The organism is Clostridium sp. (genome assembly GCF_047718555.1).
Lineage (GTDB): Bacteria > Bacillota > Clostridia > Clostridiales > Clostridiaceae > Clostridium_I.
In genome coordinates this window covers 24628-47734 of the sequence record NZ_JBDNRK010000016.1, presented here as the reverse complement: position 1 = coordinate 47734, position 23107 = coordinate 24628, and the positions used below count along the sequence as shown (strand labels likewise).

Sequence of the window (23107 nt, the reverse complement as noted above, 5' to 3'; positions counted from 1 at the left end):
GAATAGCATTGTGAATATAACTCTAATTACAGTAGGAAAAATAAAAGAAAAATATCTTAGGGACGCCATAGATGAATATAGGAAAAGGCTTTCTAGATATTGTAAGCTAGATATAGTAGAAGTTCAAGATGAAAAGACTCCCGATAATGCCTCTTTAAAGGAAGAAGAAAGCATAAAGGATAAAGAGGGAGAAGGCATACTTAAATGTTTAAAGGATAATGCTTACGTGATAGCTTTGGATTTAAAGGGTAAAATGTTATCTTCTGAGGAACTATCGGATTTTATTAAAGACCTAGGTATAAAGGGAGAAAGTAACATAGCATTTGTTATCGGTGGATCACTGGGTTTATCCTCAGTAGTTTTAAAAAGAGCAGATTATAAACTGTGTTTTTCTAAGATGACATTTCCGCATCAGTTAATGAGAGTTATATTGCTGGAACAGATTTATAGAGGATTTAGGATTATGAAGGGTGAACCGTACCATAAATAACGTAGATTTTTTCGGTAAAAATGTTGGAGGACTTACTGTGAGAAGTAAGTCCTTGAAGCAGACTATAAGAAAGATGTGACAGAACTAAATCTAAAATTAAGTTACACGTGTCTACACTAATATACTAACATCAATAAAGTCAATGACAAACTGTGGAGGCAGATTGTCAAAAACAGGACAGACAATGCCGATTGTTTCATCCTGAAAACTCAAATTATCATTATTAATAACCTGCGGGATACTGATAAGATTTGCGTCAAACTGCTTTGCTACATACAGACTATTGCCAGTGGCAGTAAAATAAAATCCCATTGTTTTTCTCCTTCTGTCCACAAATTATTAAATCTCTATCGAATAAAATTGGTCCCAATCCTAGTCTCTTTTTCTGGTAAGCCGAACTTTTCTTTTCCTAATGAAATACTCTTGATTAAAAATGCCATATTTTTACCCAATGTACGCATTGTCTGCAATCCTTCTTCGTCTTTTCGAACATCATCTGGTGTATATCCATGAACACTGTTCCAGTATTGACTAGAAGCAACTGGCATACCTGAAATCGTAAAATATTTATTGATTTCATCAAAAGTAGCTGAGCATCCACCTCTTCTTGCTGAAACAACTGCTGCACCAACCTTCATTGTTTTGTCAAATGGAACACTATAAAATAATCGATCAATAAATGAGACAAGAGTTCCGTTTGCCGAAGCAAAATATACTGGCGAACCAATAACTATTCCATCACACTCTTCAAATTTAGGCGCAACTTCATTAATTAAATCATTAAATACACATTTTCCATTCTTTTTACATTGACGACATCCAATGCATCCACGAAGATCTTTATTGCCAACATGAATGATTTCAGTATCGACACCTGCTTCATTTAAAGTTTTTTCTACTTCTGTTAATGCTGTATAGGTACATCCATTCATATTTGGACTGCCATTAATTAATAATACTTTCATTTCATTTCCCCCCTGGATACCTTTTCTATTGTATATTTCGTCTTTTATTAATAAGTTCCACGAAGAAATCAACAGTACTTGCTTCTTGATGTGAAAAGAATAAACTATTACCTGTATCTAATGTCTTTATTGCATCCATATCCTCCTTAGACAACTCAAAATCAAATATATCGAAGTTTTCATGCATTCTTTCAATATGTGTAGATTTTGGTAAAGCAACGACATTTCTTTGAATTAACCATCTTAAAATAACTTGAGCTGCTGACTTTTCATATTTTTCACCGATACTAATCAAAGTAGAATTAGTAAACATATTATTTTTGCCTTCACCAAAGGGAGCCCATGCCTCAATTTGAACTTTGTTCTTAACCATATTCTCTTGAGCCTTTATCTGTTGGTTCAACGGATTTGTTTCTACCTGGTTTACCTGAGGAGTGATTTCGTTAAAAGCACAGATATCAGACAGTCTGTCAGGATAGAAATTACTCACTCCTATAGCTCTTATTTTCCCTTTTCTATACAGTTCCTCTAAAGCACGATAAGAACCATAATAATCATTAAAAGGTTGATGCAACAAAACCAAATCCAAATAATCCGTTTTTAACTTTTTCATTGATTCAAAAACAGATGCTTTTGTTTTTTCATAACCATAGTGTTCTATCCATACTTTCGTGGTAATAAATAATTCTTCACGAGGTATGCCACATTTTTCAATAGCATTTCCCACTGATTCTTCATTAAAGTATGATTGTGCAGTATCAATTAAACGATAGCCCACCTTAATTGCGTCCAATACACATCTTTCACACTCTTCTTGGGATACCTGAAAAACTCCATATCCTAAAAGAGGCATTTTTACCCCATTGTTTAATGTTACAAATTCCATTTTTTCTTCCTCCTAAATTATAAATTTATATTAATTTTATTGTTATCTCTCTTTCAATTTTTATTCTTCTTGATTCATAACGTATTTTGTCGTACAATACGATTATAGTTCACGGTTGTTACTACCGGTCAATACTTGAAATATCTTTTTTTGGGGGGGAAAATAATATGTATACAATGAAAGAGGCATGCCAAAAAGTAGGCATGACATATGAAACTCTAAAGTTTTATTGCAATGAGGGATTAGTCCCAAATGTGAAAAGAGATAAAAACAACTATAGAATTTTTGATGATAGAGATATTAATTGGATTAACAGCCTATTTTGCCTTAAAAAATGTGGAATGAGTATTAAAGATATGAAAATCTATCTTAGCCTATGTCTGAAAGGTCAATCAACCATTCCTGAACGCAAGAGAATGTTAAATAAACAGAAAGTAGATTTAATGAATAGAATACTAGAATTGAACGAATGTGTTGATTTTATTGACAATAAGCAACAATTCTATGATGATGTACTTGTTGGAAAAGTTAAGTATAATAGCAATCTAATTAATATTGAGGATTAAAGCATCCCCAAAGATTCATGCGACAACATGCTTGACAAACACCGATTAATTCCATTTACTCTCCTCCTGTCTAAAATCGCACGTTTTCATTTACCTATTCGCATGGAAACCCCTGCGATTTAAGCAGGAAGATTTATATGAAAATATAATACATAAATATAGTAAGAAAAATGCCTTAAAACACTAAAATGTCGGCACTACCAGCAATGCATTAGAAAATAGCATTGTAATAGTGCCGATACTTACGGCTGATTTTGTGGGCTGAAACAAATTTTACTATAAGAATATAGGTAATTAAGAGGATAACAAATATATTGGTGTTAGCGGTTGCAAATAGCCAAAAGTGTGCCAAGAATTGCTACCCCCTTTTGTTTTTGCTCTAAATAGATTTGCACTTTGTTTTTTGCTAAAACCCCATTAGCTTCTTAACATTGTTGCAATTTTCTTTAGATGTAAGTATCTCTAAAAGGTTGAAAGCCACATCGAAAGCAGTTGAAGGATTATAGGAAGTGATTATATTTTTATCTACAACAATAGGCTCATAACCAAGAACATTTGCACCAAATTCAGATAATTGTTTTTGTCTTTTACCATTTCCTAAATTATACGTTGTGGCATTTCTACCAACTAGTACTCCGCTTTTCCCAATAGGAAGTGCACCAACACAAATAGAAACTATTATTTTTCCTGCTCTGTTAAATTCTCTGATTAAGTTTAAAAAATCTTCACTAAAAGCATCTTCATAAAATCCTGCTTCTTCAAATCCTCCTGGTATTGCAAGTGCATCAAATTCATCAATGTTAACTTCACTGATGTGTATTTCAGGAATCACTGTGAAGTTAAAGGCGCATTTCAATTTTTCTCTTATTCCAACAGTTATTAAATCTGTAGTACCATCACCGTCTGATTTATTCCAACCTATAACATCAGTAAAAACACTTGCTTCTACGGCTTCAAAACCATTGGCAAGAAGTAATAATACTTTTTTCATACTTAACATCTCCTTTAATTATATATATTTGAGACTTAGTTTTCTTAATTATAACTCTATGTGTACTATAAATAAAATTGAAATAAATGAAGCAAATAATCGAAATATATGATACTGTAATATTATATATTTAAAGTATAAAGGAATGAGATTTATGGAAATTAGGCATTTGCAAACATTTATAACTATAGTTGAACTTGACGGATTTACAAAAGCAGCAGAGCATTTAGGGTATGCTCAGTCCACTATAACATCTCACATTCAAATTTTAGAAAATGAGCTAGGAGAAGCCTTATTTGACCGTTTAGGTAAAAAAATTATTTTGACTAATGTAGGTAAGGAGTTAGTTCCTTATGCTAAACAAATGCTATATGTATATAAAGAAATTAAGAACATGACATCAGAACAAAATGGTGTATCCGGTGATTTAATTATTGGAGCAGGAGAATCATTAACCATATATCGTTTAGGAAAAATTTTAAAGGAATATAAAAAAAATTTCCCAAAGGTAAACATCATTTTAAAGGATTCAATTTGCAGCGATTTAAGAAGTAAATTACACAGTGGAGAATTAGATATTATCCTTACTATTGAACCAGAAATTATGGATACAGATTTAGTTGTTAAAAATTTAAAAGATGAATGTATGGTCATTATTGGTGCACCAGATGCAGATTTAGAATTTTTATCAACAAATTTTGAAGGTGAAGCAGCAAGAGAAAGTATCATATTTAGTGAAAAAGGATGTAGTGCTAGAATAGCCTTTGAAAATTACTTAAAACAGAAAAAAATAAGGTATGTAAATCCTTTAGAATTTTCAAGTATAGAAGTTATTAAAAAATGTGTAATGAATGGGCTGGGAATTTCTTTGTTACCTTATTATACAGTTAGAAATGAGATAAAGGAAGGAAGGCTTAAGATGATAGAAGTAACAGAACCATTCAATAAGTTTAAAACTCAACTTGCGTATCATAAAAATAAAAGTATATCATTACCAATGAGTAAATTAATAGAAATTACATTAAAAAACTCTAGTAATTGGAGATAAAGATAGAGGGTATTCATAAGTTAAGATGAATTCAATTTGAGGGTATTAATAATATACTTGATAAATGCATTCTAAATTTATAGATTTTTGGAAAGTATACATCGTTTTATTATAAATAAAGTAATATATTAAGTTTGACTTAAATGTGATTGGTAAGGGTCTACGTTAAAATTGTAACGGTGAACCATATCATAAATGACGGGGACTTTTCATTAGTAATAGTTAGAAGTAAAGAGTTTAAATCATTTTATCAAGGTTATGAAACGTTTTTTTAAGTTATTTTTCTTCAAAAAAATTAGGTTAGGCGATTTTGAAACTAAGACAGGTTCTAAAAATGGAAAACCTTTTAGCGGGCTATACCGGTAGCATATATTCTTATCTTAATATACTTTCACTAAGTAGTGATGATAAAATTATTGATAGCTCTTCCGGTGAAGACTTTTCTGTTAATAAATAATTTTTACATAGCATTAATGCATTTGTTACTAAAATGTCAGCAAAAATATCGGCAGCAAAAATAGGCTTTATATAATTGATATTTGCCTCTATTTTTAAATTTTCTTTCACTATATCTGTTAATTTGTTTATAACTTTATCACTGTTTCTATTTAATACTATTCCAATAATCATAATCTCTTTGTTTTCTAAAATGAATTTAAATAAATTCTCCAGAACATTCTTAATCCTATTGCTACTCAATGTATTTTTATCAATTTGTGTTAGTCTAAGTTTTCTAACTTCACTTTTTAGTTTCATAGTGCATATATTTACTAATTCATCAAATATAGCTTGTTTACTTTCAAAGTATAAATAAAAAGAGGGTTTTGTTAGATTAGCTCCCCTTACAATTGTATCCACCTTAGTATCGTTGAAACCCATTGCTGCAAATTCATGGGCTGCAATAGACAATAATTTATTTTTTGTTTCTATACCTTTTAATCCTATTTTCAATTAAAACACTTCCTATTATAGATATTAAGTTACTAAAATGCTATCGAAAGTAAAGTACTGATTATATTATATTATATATGTAAGTAGTTTTTCTAGATATATTAGAACTTGATATATTTTCTTGGCTAAGGGAAATAGATAGAAAGGGAGAAAAGTGAATGGGGGATGTAAAATTTATAAGTATTATTTGGTTATTGCCACTTGTATTTATGTTACATGATTTTGAAGAAATTATATTAGTAGTTCATATAATTCAATGGATAGTATTTAAAAAATATATACCTGCTATTTCAACTACAGTTCCAGCTTAGTATTAATGTTAATTAAAAATAAGGTAATATGGAGAGGGAAATATGATTTGGATATTAAAAAAAGTATATTATAGAACAATTCAGGCAGTAGTTAGAACAGGAACTAAACTTGTTAAGTTCAAAGAACCTAAATTAGTGTCTGGTGCAGGTAGTGTAAATAAGTTATCAGATATAATGAAAGAGCAGCATATTGATAAGGCACTAATTATAGTAAGCAAAACTATAATGAAATCAGGATTATTGAATAATTTTTTAGAAAAGCTAAAAGAAAATAATGTTGATTATGAGATTTATGATAGTGTAAAGCCTAATCCAACCATAGGAAATATTGAGGAATGTCTGAAAGTTTATCAAAATAGCAATTGTAATGCTATAGCTGCAATTGGAGGAGGTTCTCCAATTGATTGTGCAAAGGTGGTGGCAGCAAGAGCTACTAATAGTAAGTTACAAATTAAAGATTTAAGAGGCTTTTTAAAAGTAAAAAAACCTATACCACCTCTTTTTGCAGTGCCTACTACAGCAGGAAGTGGTTCAGAAGCTACCGTTGCAGCAGTAGTAACAGATTCAATCACACATGAAAAATATGCAATTGCAGATTTTAAACTTGTACCGGATTTTGCAATATTGGATCCAGAATTAACTGTTGGGGTTCCACAACATCTCACTGCTTCAACTGGAATGGATGCATTAACTCATGCTATTGAAGCTTATGTGGGTAAAAATGGAACAAGTTATACAAATGACAAAGCACTGAAGGCAGCAAAAATAATTATAGATAATTTAGAAATTGTATATAAAGATGGAACCAATGTTGAATGTCGTAATTTTATGTTAATGGCATCAAATTATGCTGGAGAAGCCTTTACTAGGGCTAATGTAGGATATGTACATGCAATAGCTCATAGTATTGGTGGTTTGTATGGAGTAGCTCATGGTCTAGCTAATGCCATAATACTTCCTAAGATGTTGGAATATTATGGAGAATCAGTTTATGAAAAGTTATCTAAAATTTCTATTTATTCAAATTTAGGGAATAAAAATGAATCCCAAGAAGATTTAGCTCTAAAATTAATATCAAAGATAAAGGATATGAATAAAAATATGAATATTCCTTTAGGCATTAAAGAGCTAAGGGAAGAGGATATACCGTTAATTGCGCAAAGAGCTATTAAAGAAGGAAATCCAGGCTATCCAGTACCTAAAATAATTAGAATTAATGAGTGTGAAGAACTTTTAAGAAATTTAAAGTTATAATAATGACTGGCTTTAGGAGAGATAACATTCTTTTAAAGCGTATCATAATCTAAGTAAATTACAAAATATATGTTTATCTTTAGTTATATTTTATATAAAATTTTGGTAAAATATAAATAAGAAACGATTAGTGTTAGTAACATGAAGAATTCTTTAAACATCTATTTTGTTTTAGGAATGTTAGATGAATAAAATAATGATTTGATTAAGAAAAAAGCACACTAATCGTTGCAGTTTGAGTGCTTTTTCTTTGCCTTCAATTTTTTTCTACATGACAAAGGATAAGTCTTCCTATATAATAATAAAGTGCTAAAAATTTTGAAGAGAGGTTAAAGAATGCCATGAAAAGAATAAATGAAATTTTTAGTGATTATGCAGCAAATGGTAACATAAATACTGCCATTGTAGAATCGGTAGTATTAAGCAAAAAAAGCAAACGTCTAGATATGGAAATCAGTTCAGATAAATATATTGAAATAAGAGAATTTGAAGATCTTAACAGGTTTATAAGGAAAAGATTTGCCTTAGAAGATTCTATAATTTCTGTAAAGTATACTGATGGAATGGATAAAAAGCCCATAGAAGAGGAACTTAAAAATATTGTGTTTTTACTGGCAGATAAACAGCCTGTCTTAAAAACAGTGCTAAATAATAGTGAAATTAAAGTAGATAAGAATACCATAAATTTTAATTTTAAAATTGCGGTATCAGGTTTTTTAAAAGCCATGAATTATGATAAGCAGCTTCATAAGGCAATAAAAACCCTTTACGGTACTACATATAATATAAATTTTGTTGATAATATAAGCAGTGAAGAATTAATACTTCAAGAGGAAGCACGTGAACAGGAAATACTTGCTATTTCAAAGGAAGTTAAGGCTGCTCTAAGCAATAATGCTCCTAAATTACCTAAGGAAGCTGCAGATAAAAAACCGGAAGTAAAAGCAGAAACCGATGGTGGTAAAAAGGTTGATTCATCCTTAATATTAGGCAGAAACGCTAAGATTAAGGAACCTGTAATAAAGATTACTGACATTACACCGGATGAGGGAAGGGTAGCTTTAGAGGGTGAAATATCCAATATGGAAGCAAGGGAATTAAAGAGCGGAAAAACATTAGTTTCCTTTGATCTATATGACGGCTCAAGCTCCATGACTTGTAAGTCCTTCTTGAAGCCCGGTGAAGATGGTGAGGTATTATCTAGGCTTAAAAAAGCTAAGGGCGTTAGGCTTGTAGGAAATGCAGGTTATAGCAAATTTTCCGGGGAAGTTGAGATGATTGCCAATACTATAATAGAAACAGCAGGCGTAAGGAGAGCTAAGAGGCAGGATAATGCAGAGGTGAAGAGAGTAGAGCTGCATATGCATACACAGATGAGCCAAATGGATGCCATGACCAGTGCTACTGATTTAATTAAAAGAGCCATGAGTTGGGGAATGAAATCTATTGCCATAACGGATCATGGAGTGGTGCAGGCCTTTCCAGAAGCCCATAAGCTTTTAGGAAGAAATAATCCTGACATGAAGGTGATATATGGAGTGGAAGCCTATTTAGCACCGGATAAAAAGCCATCAGTAACAAATCCCAAGGGACAAAGTATCGATACCACCTATTGTGTGTTGGATTTGGAAACCACAGGCTTTTCACCAGTAACTGAAAAAATTACTGAAATAGGAATAATGAAACTTCAAGATGGAAAGGTAATAGATAAATTCAGCTGCTTTGTGAATCCTGAAAAACCGATTCCAGCAAGGGTTATTGAGGTTACTAATATAACTGATGATATGGTAAGAAATGCTGAAACCATAGAACAAGTTTTCCCTAAGATGTTGGAATTTATTAAGGGTAGTGTATTGGTTGCTCATAATGCTGGATTTGATGTGGGCTTTTTAAAGCATAATGCTAGAGTTTTAGGCTATGACTTCGATTTTACATATTTGGATACCTTGTCCTTAGCACAGGAGATTTTCCCTGATTTTAAAACCTATAAATTAGGAAGAATTGCTAAAAACCTTGGTATAAAAGTTGAAGTTGCTCACAGAGCCTTAGATGATGTTGATACTACTGTTAAGGTGTTTCAGGTAATGCTTGAAAAGCTAAAGGAAAGAGGAGCACAAAGCCTTGAGGATATAGATTTATATGGTTCAGATGAAGAGGCTAAAAAACAAGAATATAAAAAGCTTAGAACATATCATGCAATAATATTTGCAAAAGATTATGTTGGTTTAAAGAATTTGTATAAACTTGTATCTTACTCAAATTTGGATTATTTCTACAAAAAGCCACGTATATTAAAGAGCATGTATAGAAAATATTCAGAGGGATTAATCCTCGGTAGTGCCTGCAGTGAAGGAGAATTGTATCAGGCAATACTTCTTGGAAAATCTGATGAGGAAATTGAAGCTATTGCAGAGGAATACGATTATCTGGAAATCCAGCCTCTAGGGAATAATGATTATTTAGTAAGGCAAGAGCAGGTACCTGATAGAGAATTTCTAAAGGAAATCAATAAAAAGATTGTACACCTTGGAGAAAAGCTGAATAAGCTTGTAGTGGCTACGGGTGATGTTCATTTCATGGATCCTGAGGATGAAATATACAGACGTATACTGGAAGCAGGGCAAGGCTTTAAGGATGCAGATAATCAGGCTCCTTTATATTTAAGGACCACTGAGGAGATGCTTCAGGAGTTCTCCTATTTAGGAAGGGAAAAGGCCTATGAGGTGGTAGTTACAAATACTAATAAGATAGCGGATATGTGTGAGCAGATAAGTCCAATATCACCGGTAAAAGCTACGCCGCATATAGATGGCTGTGAGCAGACCATTAAGGATATTACTTATGAAAAGGCCCATGAACTGTATGGGGATCCTATTCCTGAGCTAGTTCAGCAAAGATTGGAGAAGGAGCTGGATTCCATTATAAAAAATGGTTTCTCCGTAATGTATATAATCGCTCAAAAACTAGTATGGAAATCAAATGAGGATGGATATTTGGTTGGTTCCAGAGGTTCCGTTGGTTCTTCTGTAGTAGCATATATGACTGGTATAACGGAAGTAAATGCACTGCCTCCTCATTACAGGTGTCCAAAATGCAAGTATTCGGATTTTACGGATTACGGCTTTAAAAACGGTTTTGATTTGCCGGATAAGACTTGTCCTGTATGTGGAGAAAAGCTGTTTAAGGATGGCATAGATATCCCCTTCGAAACCTTCTTAGGATTTAATGGAGATAAGGAGCCGGATATAGACTTAAACTTTTCAGGGGAATATCAGGCAAAGGCCCATAGATATACAGAGGTTATCTTTGGAAAGGGCACAACCTTTAAGGCCGGAACCATAGGTACCATAGCGGAAAAAACAGCCTTTGGATACGTAAAAAAGTATTTTGATGAAAAAAATCTTACAGTAAATAAGGCAGAAATCATGAGAATCTCAAATGGCTGTACAGGAATAAAAAGAACCTCAGGGCAGCATCCTGGTGGAATCATAGTTGTGCCTAAGGGAAGAGAAATTTTTGAATTTTGTCCCGTTCAGCATCCTGCTGATGATTCAAATTCGGATATTATAACAACCCATTTTGACTATCACTCCATTGATCAGAACCTATTGAAGCTGGATATACTGGGTCACGACGATCCAACAGTTATAAGAATGCTGCAGGATATAACCGGAGTAGATCCCCAAAAGATACTTATGGATGATAAGGAGACAATGTCTATATTTTCGTCTACGGATGCTCTAGGTGTAACACCGGAGCAGATAAATTCTAAGGTGGGAACTTTTGGTATTCCTGAGTTTGGTACCAAGTTCGTACGAGGAATGCTTTTAGATACAATGCCAAAAGCCTTTACAGATTTGATATGTATATCAGGACTTTCCCACGGTACTGACGTATGGCTGGGAAATGCCAAGGACTTAATTGATCAAGGAATAGTTACCTTAAGTGAGGCAGTATGTACAAGAGATGATATAATGATTTATCTTATTAAAAAAGGTTTGCCTCCAAACTCTGCCTTTAAGATAATGGAAACTGTACGTAAGGGAAAGGCGCTTAAGGATCCTAAATTTGTGGAATATGAGGCTTTAATGAGGGAACACGAGGTGCCAGAATGGTATATAGATTCCTGTAAAAAGATAAAATATATGTTTCCTAAGGCTCATGCAGCAGCTTACGTAATGATGGCCTTCAGAATAGCCTGGTTTAAGGTTCACATACCTAAGGCCTATTATGTAGCATTCTTTACCATAAGGGCAAAGGCCTTTGATGCAGAATTTATGATTTTTGGAAAAGAAAAGGTTAAAGCAAAGATGAAGGAAATTGAAAGTATGGGAATGCAGGCTCCTCCTAAGGATAAGGATATGTACGATGACCTAGAATTGGTCTTGGAAATGTACGAGAGAGGTATTAAATTCCTTCCTATTGATTTGTATAAGTCCCACGCTACACAATTCCTGGTAGAGGAGGAGGGTTTAAGGCCGCCTATAAATAGTATATCAGGTATGGGAAATGTGGCAGCAGAAGGTATATATAATGCAGTACAAGAGGAAACGCCTATAAGTTCTGTAGAAGATCTAAAGAAACGTGCTAAAATAGGAAATTCCGCTATAGATTCACTTAAAAAGTTTGGATGTTTAAAAGGTCTTCCTGAAAAAGATCAATTGAGCTTTTTTGATGTAGTTTAACAGGTTAAAGCTCATACTATGGGGTGATAGTGCCAAGTACTATTCAACTAAAGTAAATCACTTTTATCCGATGACTACCATCCGTAATACTCCCATCTTCTATTAAAGTGGGAGATAACGGCTGCTACGTCCCTGGATAACGATTTCTAAGTTTCAGCTGGAGAAAAAAACTCCACCTGAAACAAAGAACTCTGTTTATGCAGTGATAATAAGTAAAGCAGCTCTGGGAAGTTTCTGGGGCTTTATTTTTATTATTAGTTATAAAAAATAGTAGCAGCCAATTGTTATATAGGCTGCTATTTTTTTGAGACTACCTTTCTACAAGAGTACATTTAATTTTTTTCATTATTATATAATCAGAAATACTAAACATATTATCTATAAGCTCAGTTCTAAAACTGCCTGTTCCTTTCGCATCTTGAGAAAGTTCACCACATATCCCCATTAATACTGCTGCAAGAATAGTTCCATAAAGTATATCTCCAGAGGAAATATAACTTGCTGTAAGTGCTGTAAGCATACATCCTGTGCCGGTTATCATTGAAAGCATCTCACAGCCATTTCTTATTAAATATGTGTATGTACCATTTGTTATCACATCTACAACTCCTGTTACGGCAATAACAGAACTTATTTTCAGTGACAATGCTTTTAACATACTTATACTTTCATAAATATTTTCATCTGTTATAATATCAGATTGTCCAACATCAATTCCCTTTGCATCACTTTTAATATCACAAAGTGCTTTTATTTCAGACATATTGCCCTTAATAACATTCGGGTGACACGCTTCAATAAATTTTTTTGCATAATCCAAGCGAAGTTTGCTACAACCTACACCTACAAGATCAATTATATGTGGAATTTTCTTTTCATTGGCTGTTTTGCCTGAAATAAGCATTGACTTCATTCTAACATCCGTTATATTCCCAAGATTAACCGCTAATCCTTTTGAAACAGCAGTAATTTGTGAAACTTCTAGAGGATGTTCTGCCATAATAGGCTTTGCACCAGCAGCGAGTACAACATTTGCACAATCATTTATCGAAATTGGATTTGTAATGCAATGAATGAGTGGTTTTTCTACTCTAACATTACGCTTAATTTGCAGTAAGCTCTCTATCATCATCTCTTGATTTATCATATACCTTTGCCCCCAGGTTTTTCTGAATTTTTGTAAGTACACCTATTTTATTTAGTGCTCTTAGGAATATGAAAGCAATTGTTCCTCCAATAATTGTTGCTGTAAAAAATAATGGTATATAAAATAACCATGTAAGTCCTGCTTTACCCCAGATAAATCTCATAACAGGATATGATGCTACAGCTCCGATAATACCTGTTCCTATAACTTCACCTAAAACTGCAAAAATTATTTTTCCATTAGATCTCCTATATAGAATTCCAGATAATGCGGCTCCAAATACTGCACCAGTTAAAGCTAAAGGTGGAATTCCCATTAGTGTCATTCTTAGAATTCCTATAATTACAGCACATAATAGTGCATACCATGGTCCAAGAATCACTGCACATACAATGTTAATAACGCTAGACATAGGACACATTCCTTCCAAACGCAATATTGGTGAAATTACAACTCCCATAGCAACCATTATTGCCAGCATGATTTTGCTTAATAATTTTGAGTTTCTTTCCATAATAAAAAACCTCCCTAATAATATTTATTTTCCTGCTATGTCATATAGAAAATAAACACATCATGAAGGTATAGCTGCAGTGCACCTAAATAGCAATTTCCTATATGACATAAGCCATACAAGTCGGTCGAAGCTCAAAAGCTTCCTCTCACCTTGAAACACAAGTTCCATCGCTATTTGGTTGTATTTTTGCTATATAAGTTCAAGACGCTTCTCTATCACTTACCAAAGAAATAATCTTTGAAGCATAAAAAATAGAATACACCAAAATAAGGCATATTCCATTTATACTCATAAAATATACAAGTAAAAGTACAAATTAAATATTTCCTTACGTCGGTATTATCCGAATCAAGTTATGGGTCGAAGTGTAAACTTCCTCTCAGCCTGTATCCAGGCTCCCCTTTTCGGAAAAATTATATCACATGCTTTTAATAATTTCAACAAAATTTGATAAGCGTTTAAATCTAGGTGGTATTGATAAAATAATATAAAAATGATATATTGAATATATAATTTTTAAAAGGGTGGTGTCTGTTTGTTAATTGTTCTGTAATAAGCATTTATTAATTTATTTAGTATAGTAAATTTGTTGGTTTTCCAACTTTATTTGTTATACCTATAATGCCTTAAAGAAAATACAAAACTGACACTTAACGGGTTATATATTACAGGTATAGTATTTTGCTATGCCTGTTTTCTTTTTTGTAAGGCAGATATTAACAATAACTATGTTAGTACAAAATACAAGGAGGATTATATAATGGTTAAATTTGAAATGTGCAAATTTAATAAGATTAAGGAAAAAGTATGTAGATATTATAATGAAAATGATATACTAGTTGATTCATTTTGGGAAAAACATGTTATTAAATCTAATTTCTATAATATAATATTCAATGGAGAAATAATTGGATATTGTGGTATTTGCGATAAGAGACTAATAACATTATTTAATTTAGAGAAAAAGTATAGCTATTTAGCACAAGAGATATTTATGAAGGTAAAATACCTTGAAGAGGTATCAGAGGCTTTTGTTCCTACTGGAGATGAACTTTTACTAAGCCTTTGTTTGGATAATTTTAATAATATAGAGAAACAAGCATATTTTACTAGAGATTTAAATATCAATAATGTTGTTAATAAGGAATATATAAGTTTGAGAATTGCTACAGCTTCAGATAAACAAATAGTAGAAAAATATAGTGATGATTTTTTTGATGATATAAATAAATATATAAGTAAAGGATGTATTTATATAGCAGAAAAAGAAAACGAATTAGTAGGCTTTGGGGTAATTGAAGCTGGTATAATCAGAGAGGATTTACAAAGTATTGGTATGTTTGTTAGGAAAGAATTTAGAAGGTTGGGAATTGGAACTAGCATATTAAATGGATTAAAAGATATTGTAAAAACCAGAAGGAAAAAAGCAATATCAGGATGTTGGTATTATAATCACAATTCCTTAAAAACACAATTCAAATCAGGAAATTATTGTTGTACTAGATTACTCAGAGTAAAGTTTTAATTTAGCTATATATAATAAAAATAGGGTGTTTGTAGCACCCTATAGTATGCAATTTTAGGTAACTGGCATCAATATATTTTCAGCTAAAACTAAATACTATACTTGTAATAATTCATTACAGACTTTTTCTCAAAACCACAAGATTTATATAAATTTAGGGCAGTATTGTTCTGGCATTCCACATCCAATTCTATATTATGTATATTCTTGCCATTTATTAAGCTTAAAGCTTGCTTTAGTGCTGATTTTCCATAGCCTTTACCTCTGAAATCAGGCAATATTCCAAAACCACATATAAAAGCTGAATTATCACTGTAGTCCATTCTAATTTTTCCTATAATTTCTTCCTTTAATTTAACCATATATGTGACCTGGTTTATGATTTCCTCTTCCTCTGGAAAACTCTCACTTTCTTCTGTATCATTAAAAAATAGTGCATTCTGTCTTGCTATTTCCTTCCAGTCAAACTTCTCTGCTTCTCTTAAACTAATAGAATTTATGCTTTCTGAAGAAGCTTTGATAAGTAATTTCATTCTATACTCTGAAAAGTCATATTTTCCTCCAAAGGTCTTTATAAACTCAACTCCTGAGCTGGATTCACCATCTGATAATAGCAACAGCTTATTAAACCCTCTATTACGGCATTCCTCTATTGCAAGTTCAAGGAGCTTTTTAAATAGTCCTTTTCTTCTCCAATCCGGATGAGTCATTCCATTGATTTCACCTATATTATTTCCAAAGCTTGAAATGCCAAGGTAGGCTACCAATATCCCATCTATATAATAAAGAAATTCATTAATAGTTTTTAAGCCTATTTCAGAGTTCTTAGGTATATTTAGTTTATAATCTAATTCTAACTTTAGATTGGTTTTGTCTTTTGAACTGCAAAGTTCCTCAAGTTGACTTATCTCTTTATACTCCTTTTCTGATATATATTTCTTTAAACAAATGGCTTGATTTAATACTTTTTCAGACATTTTAAAATCTCCTTTTTATGTTATTTAAACGCTTCTAATCTCTAAAAATGGGCAGAAAAATACCGCAGAAAGCAACCTCAAAACTGGATGCTATCTGCGGACATAAAAAACAGGAACACCTGTAGTGATACTTGTCCTTAATAGTCAGTATATTATGAAAGGTTATCGATAATTGCGGAAACACAAACAAAGGATACAGCAGTCCTTAAAATCACGTTTTCGCCCATATTTAGTTTTATGAAGCAATCACCTTTAAATTAGCTATCATATAACATTTCTCCTTTCATAAGAACATATTGTATTTTTACAACAGATCTTTTTATGGGTAAAATTATATCATTGCAAGAAATTTATGTCAATTGATAAGTTAAAAAGTGGCTATATTGTGCCCGTTACGAAGAAATGTAACATAAATGAGGTAGACTTTTGTAGTAATGTGCTGCGATATATAAACTCTTTCAAGACTTTAGGTGACATATACATGAATTATGGGTTGCTTTTAAATAACTATAACTGCTTGTTTACAATAAAAATCTAGTAGGTTTAGTCTAGTACAATAAATAACTAGAAATTGATAGACACTTATTATCAGGATATACTATAATTGCATATATAAGTTAAATAAATTTCAAAGTAGTCATTGCTTTTATAGGATGCGTTTGAAAAAACTTATATAGTCCCAGATAAGAAAGGGGTATAGTTTTTATGAGAAGATATGTTATTTATGCTTAGCAAGGGCTATAGCATAATAATTAATGGTTAATAATATGAAAGCCTTTGCTTAATCCTAAGATAATACTATATTTAGGAGGGCATTATGAGCTATATTAAAGCAACAGATGTGTTGCCAGGAGAATTGTTGGATTTAATTCAGAAATACATTGAAGGTGAATACATTTATATTCCAAGAAAAGAGTGTAACAAGAGGTCTTGGGGAGAAATAACCAAAAGCAAAAAAGAAACTAATGCAAGAAATGCAGAAATTTATGAGAAATACAAAGAGGGTGTATCAACGAAAGTTCTATCTGAAATGTATTATTTATCCGCAAAAAGTATCCAAAGAATTATTTTGAAAATAAAAAAAGAAAAGCAACAAGTAAATGCGCCATAAGGTAGAAGCTTAATGGCGTATTTTTATTTCAGAAAAATGGTGTAGGTTGATGCACTGATATATCGGATGATATCATTTGAATATAGTTAAGGCTGTTTATAATAGGAGGAAAAATGATGGACTCGGTAAAAAATATGAAAATTGAAACAAGCAGGTTAATTATTGACCATTTATGAGAGAGCAAGTAGTTAAAAGAATTTGCAAGGTCATATTTTTTATTGAATGTGGTTGTGAGATCTATGGCATATTAGATTATTATCCATTGGATTATAAAGCCTACTACCTGAAAAAGATTTTGAGAGGATGACGGCAATGGAAGAAGTATCGATTAATTGTAACAAATATACTTTTATAAAGGAATTTAAGGACAACACATTGCTTAGAAATAGCTATAATGCATTAACACAAAAAACATATGAATTTAATTTTGAACAGTGGTATCAAGAGGGATATTGGGGAAGCGGCTATAAGCCGTATTCACTACTGGATGGCGAAAATATTGTCGCCAACGTTTCGGCTAGCATTGTTGATTGTTTGGTTTTAGGAGAAGCTAAAAGATATATACAAATAGGAACGGTAATGACTGATTCTGCATACCAAAATCAGGGACTAGCTAGGTATCTTATGGAAAAGGTCATAGAAGAATGGAAGAATAAATGTGATATGATATATTTATTTGCTAATGATAGTGTATTAGATTTTTATCCTAAATTCGGTTTTACAGCTGCGAATGAATATCAATATTCTAAAACAATTACAAAGGATAATGAAGTTATAGTTGCAGAAAAGTTAGATATGTCTTTAGATAATAACAGAGAGTTGGTTGAGGAAAGAGTTGCTAATTCAATCTCAATATCAAAGCTAACAATGCTGAAAAATGTGGGATTGATAATGTTTTATTGTACTTCATTCATGAGGGATAAAGTTTACTACTTAAGAGAACAGGATGTGATTGTAATTGCCGAATTTAAAGGTGATACATTATACCTTCAGGATATATTTTCGCTATCAGAGGTTGATTTAGATAATATTATTAAGTCACTTACAAATAAAGAAATAAAAACAGTAGTTTTAGGATTTACACCTAATGATGTAGATGGCTATTATGTAAATTTATTGCAAGAGGATAATACAACTTTATTTGTCATGAAGGATAAATCAGACTTATTCCAAGATAATAAATTAATGTTTCCTATATTGTCTCACGCATAATGAGCATTATTCTTGGTAGTCAATAAAAAATTTATATCAGAAGATTTGTATAGAACTCACTAAATTTATTTATGGACTAGTGAACAAGAGTAAAATATTATGAAGCAAAGATTAGTATATAAGCAGGGGAGAGGAACAATATGAGAATAGAAACAGAGCATATAATAATTCGAGATTTTGAGAGAAAAGACGCAGAAAATCTTTATCAGATTGTAAGAGAGAAAAATATTTTTCGCTTTATGCCTGATTGGGCAGAAAATAATGATTCTCCACAAGCCTTTTGGGGATATATTGATTGGCACCAAACTCAAAAAAATTCAACAGATGTTTATGAGAATAAAAGATATGCAATTGCCTTACCTGATACAGATGAGATGATTGGAATGGTAGGCATGGGGCTTGAAGATACAGTAAACGAAGTTGAAGTAGCCTATTTTATGTCGGAAAAATATCAGAAAAATGGATACACAAAAGAAGCTGTAAATGCTTTAGTGGATTGGTGTTTCAATGTGTCAGATATAAAGTATCTTATATTGACCATTGATTGTGCAAATATTCCTTCTTGTCACCTTGCAGAGAAATGCGGTTTTGAACTATTTGAAAAACGGGCACCAATTGGGCATAAACAACCCAATATGGAAAGTGATAGTTATTTCTACTATAGAAGATACAGAAATTTAGCATAACCATTAGCATATTTATTACGCGACTTCTTATCTGATTGAGGAAACGTTAAGAGTATTGCTGGATGAAAAATAATAAAATTTTGTATTTGTAGGATTTTCTTTATATGATATAATTTAGTAGGATTTTGGTAAATACGAGATAACTTTAATAATCTTTATACGAGTTTATTACAAGATGTCTCGTTTAATTTATAAAGTATTGGGTGAACAAAATGGATAGAATACTTATTATTGAAGATAACAAAGATGTAAATCTGATGTTGGCGGAAACATTAAATTGTGAAGGATATCAGATAAAGTCTACCTATACTGGAATTGAGGGAATGAAGGAGGCAAAGACAGAAGAATTTGATTTGATTCTGTTAGATATTATGCTTCCTTACAAAAGTGGAGATGAGATACTAAAAGAGATTCGAACATTTTCAGATGTACCTGTGATCATTATTTCTGCGAAGGATATAGTAGGAACTAAAATTGATTTATTGAAGCTGGGGGCCGATGATTATATTACGAAGCCATTTGATTTGGCAGAAGTTGCAGCCCGTGTAGCATCAAATTTGCGACGTTCTCATAAGCAGGAGAAAATGAATAATGTCTTGAAGCATAAAGATATGGTGCTGGACGCCAATACAAAACGGATTATGGTGAATGCCAAAGAGTTAGACTTGACAGCAAAAGAATACCTTATTATTGAGTTATTAATGCAAAATCTAGGAAAAGTATTTTCTAAGGCCAATATATATGAATCCATATGGAAAGAAGAATATCTTGGTGATGACAATGCTGTCAAAACACATATCAGCAACCTGCGAAACAAGCTGAAAAAGGCAAATCCAAATGCCGAATATATTGAAACGGTATGGGGCTTAGGCTATCGTCTGTATAAAGAATAAATTATCTCTTTCCCAACACTTTCCTTGTGACTCTTAACCTTTTCTAAACCTTTGGTTTTTATACTGATATCAAGAAGGGAAAGGTGATCAAAAATGAAAGAATATGTTTTGAAAGCAAACAACCTGACGAAAAACTATCACGGTGTCAACGTTTTGCATGATTTATCAGTAACTTTGGAAGGTGGTAAAATATATGGCTTAATTGGACAAAACGGTGCCGGAAAATCTACGCTTATGCGGCTTGTCACAGGGCTTAGTTTTCCTACCAGCGGCAGCATTGAGCTTTTCGGTCATACCGGTGAAAAAGCTTTGCAGATAGAGCGAAAAAGGGTTGGCTCTATGATTGAATACCCCAGTCTTGCTCCTAACATGACGGCAAAGGAAAATATTAAACTTCACAGAATTATGAGAGGTATCCCCGATAAGGAAGTGGAGGATGAATTGTTAGAGCTTGTGGGTCTTGCCGGCACTGGCAAAAAGAAAGCAAAAAATTTTTCCCTTGGTATGAAGCAGCGTTTAGGAATTGCTGTTGCTCTGCTTGGCAATCCTGAACTGCTTATTTTGGATGAACCCATAAATGGGCTTGACCCGTTAGGCGTAGTTGAAATACGCAATCTACTAAAAAAGTTATGTGAAGAACAGCAAATGACAATCTTAATTTCAAGTCATAATTTGCCTGAGCTGTATCAAACTGCTACTGATTATATTATCATTCACAAAGGTGAAATCAAGCAGACCTTAACCCTTGCACAGCTTGAAGAATGCTGCAAGCATCATCTTCTCATAAACTGTGAGCAGCCAGAAAAATTAGTTAGCATTTTGGAAATGAAACTGAATACCACCAACTACAAAGTTATGCCAAATAAAGCTGTTAAGCTGTATGATTATTTAGACGAAAAAGAACGAGTAGCAAGAGTCCTCTTTGAAAACGGGATTATCGTTACAAACTTTTCAAGTGAGGGTGACACTCTTGAAGATTACTTTATTTCTATTGTTGGAGGTGGCAGGAATGTATAATCTTATTTTGGCTGATTTATTTAAATTATGCAAAACAATGGCAATTAAGATTCTATTTGGAATCACAACTGTTAGTGCAGTGATCATGGCGGTGATGGCATATATGATACCACAGGGTAAGATTGGTGCCAGCATGACCGGAATCGGGTTTATGTTATCTGATATAAGCATGATAAGCATTCTTGGCGCTGTTATCGCAGGGGTTTTTATCTGCGGTGATTTCGATAATAAAACAATCCATGATGCTATTGCAAGTGGCTGCAGCAGGGGTGAGGTTATTGGTAGCAATCGTATTTTGCTGTGCCATAGTGTTCATCCTGCTCCCCTATGCCATCGTAACGGGTATTGCTCTTGGCACAGGTTCCAAGTTCAGTATGGGCTCCGCAGTATTGGGCTTCCTGCATCTACTGACATCAGAAGCTGGTACAGACTTTTCTGCATCAGAGATATGGAAACTGTTGGCTGTTATATTAACCTTAATAATCGTATATGTGGCACAACTGATTGTCTGTGTACCACTTGCCCTTGTGCTTAAGAAGCCAGTCCTGGTGGTTGCTATTTTTTATGGTTTTTCAATTCTTTGTGGGCAGCTGATGGGATTAAGAAATAGTTCTAAGGTGTTTGATCGTATTTTCGCCTGTACGCCATATGGAGGTAACTACTCTTTTGTGACATTGGATACGGGAACGGGAGACATCTTCAAGGCAATCTCTGTTAGTTTGATATTTATTATTGCAATGCTTGCTGTTACGTACTGTGCATTTAGAAAATCGGAAATTAAGTAGATGAAAGGTCGGTGAAAATGTTGGCAATTGTGGTTGGTGTTTTGAGCATATTAATTATATTATTAGTTGCGTATATCATCTTTTTCCAGTTGCAATTACGTAACATTAACCGGCAGTTGACTAAACGGCTAATGGAGCATACACGACAGCCTATCAGTTTGGAACTGATCAACAAGGAACTTAATACTTTGGCTGCCAATATCAATAAGTGCCTGAAGGCGGAGGAAATTCTTCGCCTTGACAGCATTCGTGAGGAAAAACATTTTAAAGAGATGATTGCAAATATTTCCCATGATTTAAGAACACCTCTTACTGCAATAAAGGGTTATCAGCAACTTATAGAAAAAGGTAAGCTTTCAGAGGAACAACAGCGAAAACTTAAAATTGCACAAAAACATACCGAGGAATTGGGGCGGTTGATTGAACACTTTTTTGAGTATTCCTATCTCATAAACGCAGAAGTAGAACTCAATATAGAACGAATCAATCTGACAAATCTTGTGACAGAGTGCCTCGCAGTGTCAGTTCCAACATTGGAAGAAAACAATTTGACTGTACACCTTGAGGAAACTCATCCTATTTTTGTCTTTGCAGATAAAGAAATGGTCATGAGGATTATCCAAAATTTAATTCGCAATTGTGTTCAGCATAGTAATGGGGATATAGAGGTGCGTTTACTTGCTATGGAAAATGCAGTTATATCCTTCAGAAATCCTGTGAAAAATACTTCTGAAATTGATGTGAAACGGATCTTTGATCGTTTCTATACCGGTGATAAAGCACGGAGCAATAATACTGGGTTAGGTTTGTCCATAGTAAGGCTGCTTGCTGAGCAGATGGGTGGCAGTGCAGGAGCGTCATTGCAGAACGGATTACTTGATATTCAAGTAAGTCTGCCATTGTACAATAAGGAACTACAATTAATGAACCAATTGAAGAATTACAGCAGATGTTGAAAATGTAGAAAATAATGAGGAAATTGAATTCAATGCATTTGAGGAAAAATATAATAATAATAAGAATAAATGAATTAACGCTATTATTACTTTATTTTAGTTTGCTTGAATATGCCTTAAGTATAACTGATAAA

The 23107-nt window shown here is 32.8% G+C and carries 21 protein-coding genes, 1 pseudogene and 1 riboswitch; of the genes and pseudogenes, 14 read left to right on the top strand and 8 right to left on the bottom strand.

The window, feature by feature from the left end; genetic code table 11:
• Positions 1-10: 10 nt before the first annotated feature.
• A complete protein-coding gene (gene rlmH, locus ABF633_RS08545; RefSeq protein ID WP_415523259.1) occupies positions 11-490 on the top strand; it encodes a 23S rRNA (pseudouridine(1915)-N(3))-methyltransferase RlmH in 480 nt (159 codons plus the stop codon).
• Positions 491-601: 111 nt separating this feature from the next.
• Here rlmH and ABF633_RS08540 read toward each other — a convergent pair whose 3' ends face one another.
• The 3 genes from ABF633_RS08540 to ABF633_RS08530 are packed head-to-tail and all read right to left on the bottom strand — an operon-like array spanning position 602 to position 2341.
• On the bottom strand, positions 602-823 hold the full coding sequence (locus ABF633_RS08540; RefSeq protein WP_415523258.1) for a hypothetical protein: 222 nt from the start codon (positions 821-823) through the stop codon (positions 602-604).
• A gap of 14 nt (positions 824-837) precedes the next feature.
• Positions 838-1455 carry a flavodoxin family protein gene (locus ABF633_RS08535; protein WP_415523298.1) on the bottom strand — a complete coding sequence of 206 codons (618 nt, stop codon included), beginning with the start codon at positions 1453-1455 and terminating at the stop codon, positions 838-840.
• Between the two features lie 25 nt (positions 1456-1480).
• Positions 1481-2341, bottom strand: coding sequence for an aldo/keto reductase (locus tag ABF633_RS08530; protein WP_415523256.1), 861 nt, complete (start codon positions 2339-2341; stop codon positions 1481-1483).
• 167 nt (positions 2342-2508) lie between these two features.
• Between ABF633_RS08530 and ABF633_RS08525 the strand changes: the two genes are divergently transcribed.
• A complete protein-coding gene (locus tag ABF633_RS08525) occupies positions 2509-2907 on the top strand; it encodes a MerR family transcriptional regulator (protein WP_415523255.1) in 399 nt (132 codons plus the stop codon).
• A 406-nt stretch (positions 2908-3313) separates the two neighbouring features.
• Here the strand turns inward: ABF633_RS08525 and ABF633_RS08520 are convergent, their stop codons facing one another.
• On the bottom strand, positions 3314-3898 hold the full coding sequence (locus ABF633_RS08520) for a DJ-1/PfpI family protein (RefSeq protein ID WP_415523254.1): 585 nt from the start codon (positions 3896-3898) through the stop codon (positions 3314-3316).
• Positions 3899-4052: 154 nt separating this feature from the next.
• Here ABF633_RS08520 and ABF633_RS08515 point away from each other — a divergent pair, with 154 nt between their 5' ends.
• Entirely contained in the window at positions 4053-4946 is an 894-nt protein-coding gene (locus ABF633_RS08515; protein ID WP_415523253.1) for a LysR family transcriptional regulator, read from the top strand.
• A 375-nt stretch (positions 4947-5321) separates the two neighbouring features.
• Here the strand turns inward: ABF633_RS08515 and ABF633_RS08510 are convergent, their stop codons facing one another.
• Entirely contained in the window at positions 5322-5897 is a 576-nt protein-coding gene (locus ABF633_RS08510; protein ID WP_415523252.1) for a TetR/AcrR family transcriptional regulator, read from the bottom strand.
• Between the two features lie 158 nt (positions 5898-6055).
• On the opposite strand from ABF633_RS08510, the gene ABF633_RS08505 reads away from it, so the two are divergent.
• The 3 genes and pseudogenes from ABF633_RS08505 to polC all read left to right on the top strand — a co-directional run.
• Positions 6056-6208, top strand: coding sequence for a hypothetical protein (locus tag ABF633_RS08505; RefSeq protein WP_415523251.1), 153 nt, complete (start codon positions 6056-6058; stop codon positions 6206-6208).
• Between the two features lie 42 nt (positions 6209-6250).
• Positions 6251-7462: an iron-containing alcohol dehydrogenase gene (locus ABF633_RS08500; RefSeq protein ID WP_415523250.1), complete on the top strand. Its 1212-nt coding sequence runs from the start codon at positions 6251-6253 to the stop codon at positions 7460-7462.
• A 335-nt stretch (positions 7463-7797) separates the two neighbouring features.
• Positions 7798-12147, top strand: a pseudogene (gene polC, locus ABF633_RS08495) (DNA polymerase III subunit alpha); the annotation flags it as partial.
• A 310-nt stretch (positions 12148-12457) separates the two neighbouring features.
• On the opposite strand, the gene thiM reads toward polC, so the two are convergent.
• Both thiM and thiW read right to left on the bottom strand, forming a co-directional pair.
• Positions 12458-13261, bottom strand: coding sequence for a hydroxyethylthiazole kinase (gene thiM, locus ABF633_RS08490; RefSeq protein WP_415523297.1), 804 nt, complete (start codon positions 13259-13261; stop codon positions 12458-12460).
• Entirely contained in the window at positions 13251-13808 is a 558-nt protein-coding gene (gene thiW, locus ABF633_RS08485; protein WP_415523249.1) for an energy coupling factor transporter S component ThiW, read from the bottom strand. Before thiW ends, thiM begins: the two co-directional genes overlap by 11 nt.
• Before the next feature lie 311 nt (positions 13809-14119).
• A riboswitch (TPP riboswitch) is annotated at positions 14120-14223 on the bottom strand.
• A 348-nt stretch (positions 14224-14571) separates the two neighbouring features.
• Between thiW and ABF633_RS08480 the strand changes: the two genes are divergently transcribed.
• Complete coding sequence (locus ABF633_RS08480) at positions 14572-15336, top strand: GNAT family N-acetyltransferase (RefSeq protein WP_415523248.1); 765 nt, start codon at positions 14572-14574, stop codon at positions 15334-15336.
• 89 nt (positions 15337-15425) lie between these two features.
• Here ABF633_RS08480 and ABF633_RS08475 read toward each other — a convergent pair whose 3' ends face one another.
• On the bottom strand, positions 15426-16313 hold the full coding sequence (locus tag ABF633_RS08475; protein WP_415523246.1) for a GNAT family N-acetyltransferase: 888 nt from the start codon (positions 16311-16313) through the stop codon (positions 15426-15428).
• 817 nt (positions 16314-17130) lie between these two features.
• Between ABF633_RS08475 and ABF633_RS08470 the strand changes: the two genes are divergently transcribed.
• The 7 genes from ABF633_RS08470 to ABF633_RS08440 all read left to right on the top strand — a co-directional run bounded on the left by ABF633_RS08470 (position 17131) and on the right by ABF633_RS08440 (position 22973).
• Positions 17131-17424 (top strand): CD3324 family protein, encoded by a 294-nt coding sequence (locus ABF633_RS08470; RefSeq protein ID WP_415523245.1) that lies wholly within the window; start codon positions 17131-17133, stop codon positions 17422-17424.
• Between the two features lie 312 nt (positions 17425-17736).
• The gene (locus tag ABF633_RS08465; RefSeq protein WP_415523244.1) at positions 17737-18636 is read left to right on the top strand and encodes a GNAT family N-acetyltransferase; all 900 of its coding nucleotides are present in this window, start codon (positions 17737-17739) and stop codon (positions 18634-18636) included.
• 140 nt (positions 18637-18776) lie between these two features.
• A complete protein-coding gene (locus ABF633_RS08460; RefSeq protein ID WP_415523243.1) occupies positions 18777-19322 on the top strand; it encodes a GNAT family N-acetyltransferase in 546 nt (181 codons plus the stop codon).
• 212 nt (positions 19323-19534) lie between these two features.
• A complete protein-coding gene (locus ABF633_RS08455; protein WP_415523242.1) occupies positions 19535-20215 on the top strand; it encodes a response regulator transcription factor in 681 nt (226 codons plus the stop codon).
• Between the two features lie 93 nt (positions 20216-20308).
• Entirely contained in the window at positions 20309-21232 is a 924-nt protein-coding gene (locus ABF633_RS08450) for an ABC transporter ATP-binding protein (RefSeq protein WP_415523241.1), read from the top strand.
• A gap of 278 nt (positions 21233-21510) precedes the next feature.
• Positions 21511-22017, top strand: coding sequence for a hypothetical protein (locus tag ABF633_RS08445; RefSeq protein ID WP_415523240.1), 507 nt, complete (start codon positions 21511-21513; stop codon positions 22015-22017).
• Positions 22018-22034: 17 nt separating this feature from the next.
• On the top strand, positions 22035-22973 hold the full coding sequence (locus ABF633_RS08440) for a sensor histidine kinase (protein ID WP_415523296.1): 939 nt from the start codon (positions 22035-22037) through the stop codon (positions 22971-22973).
• Positions 22974-23107 lie beyond the last annotated feature (134 nt).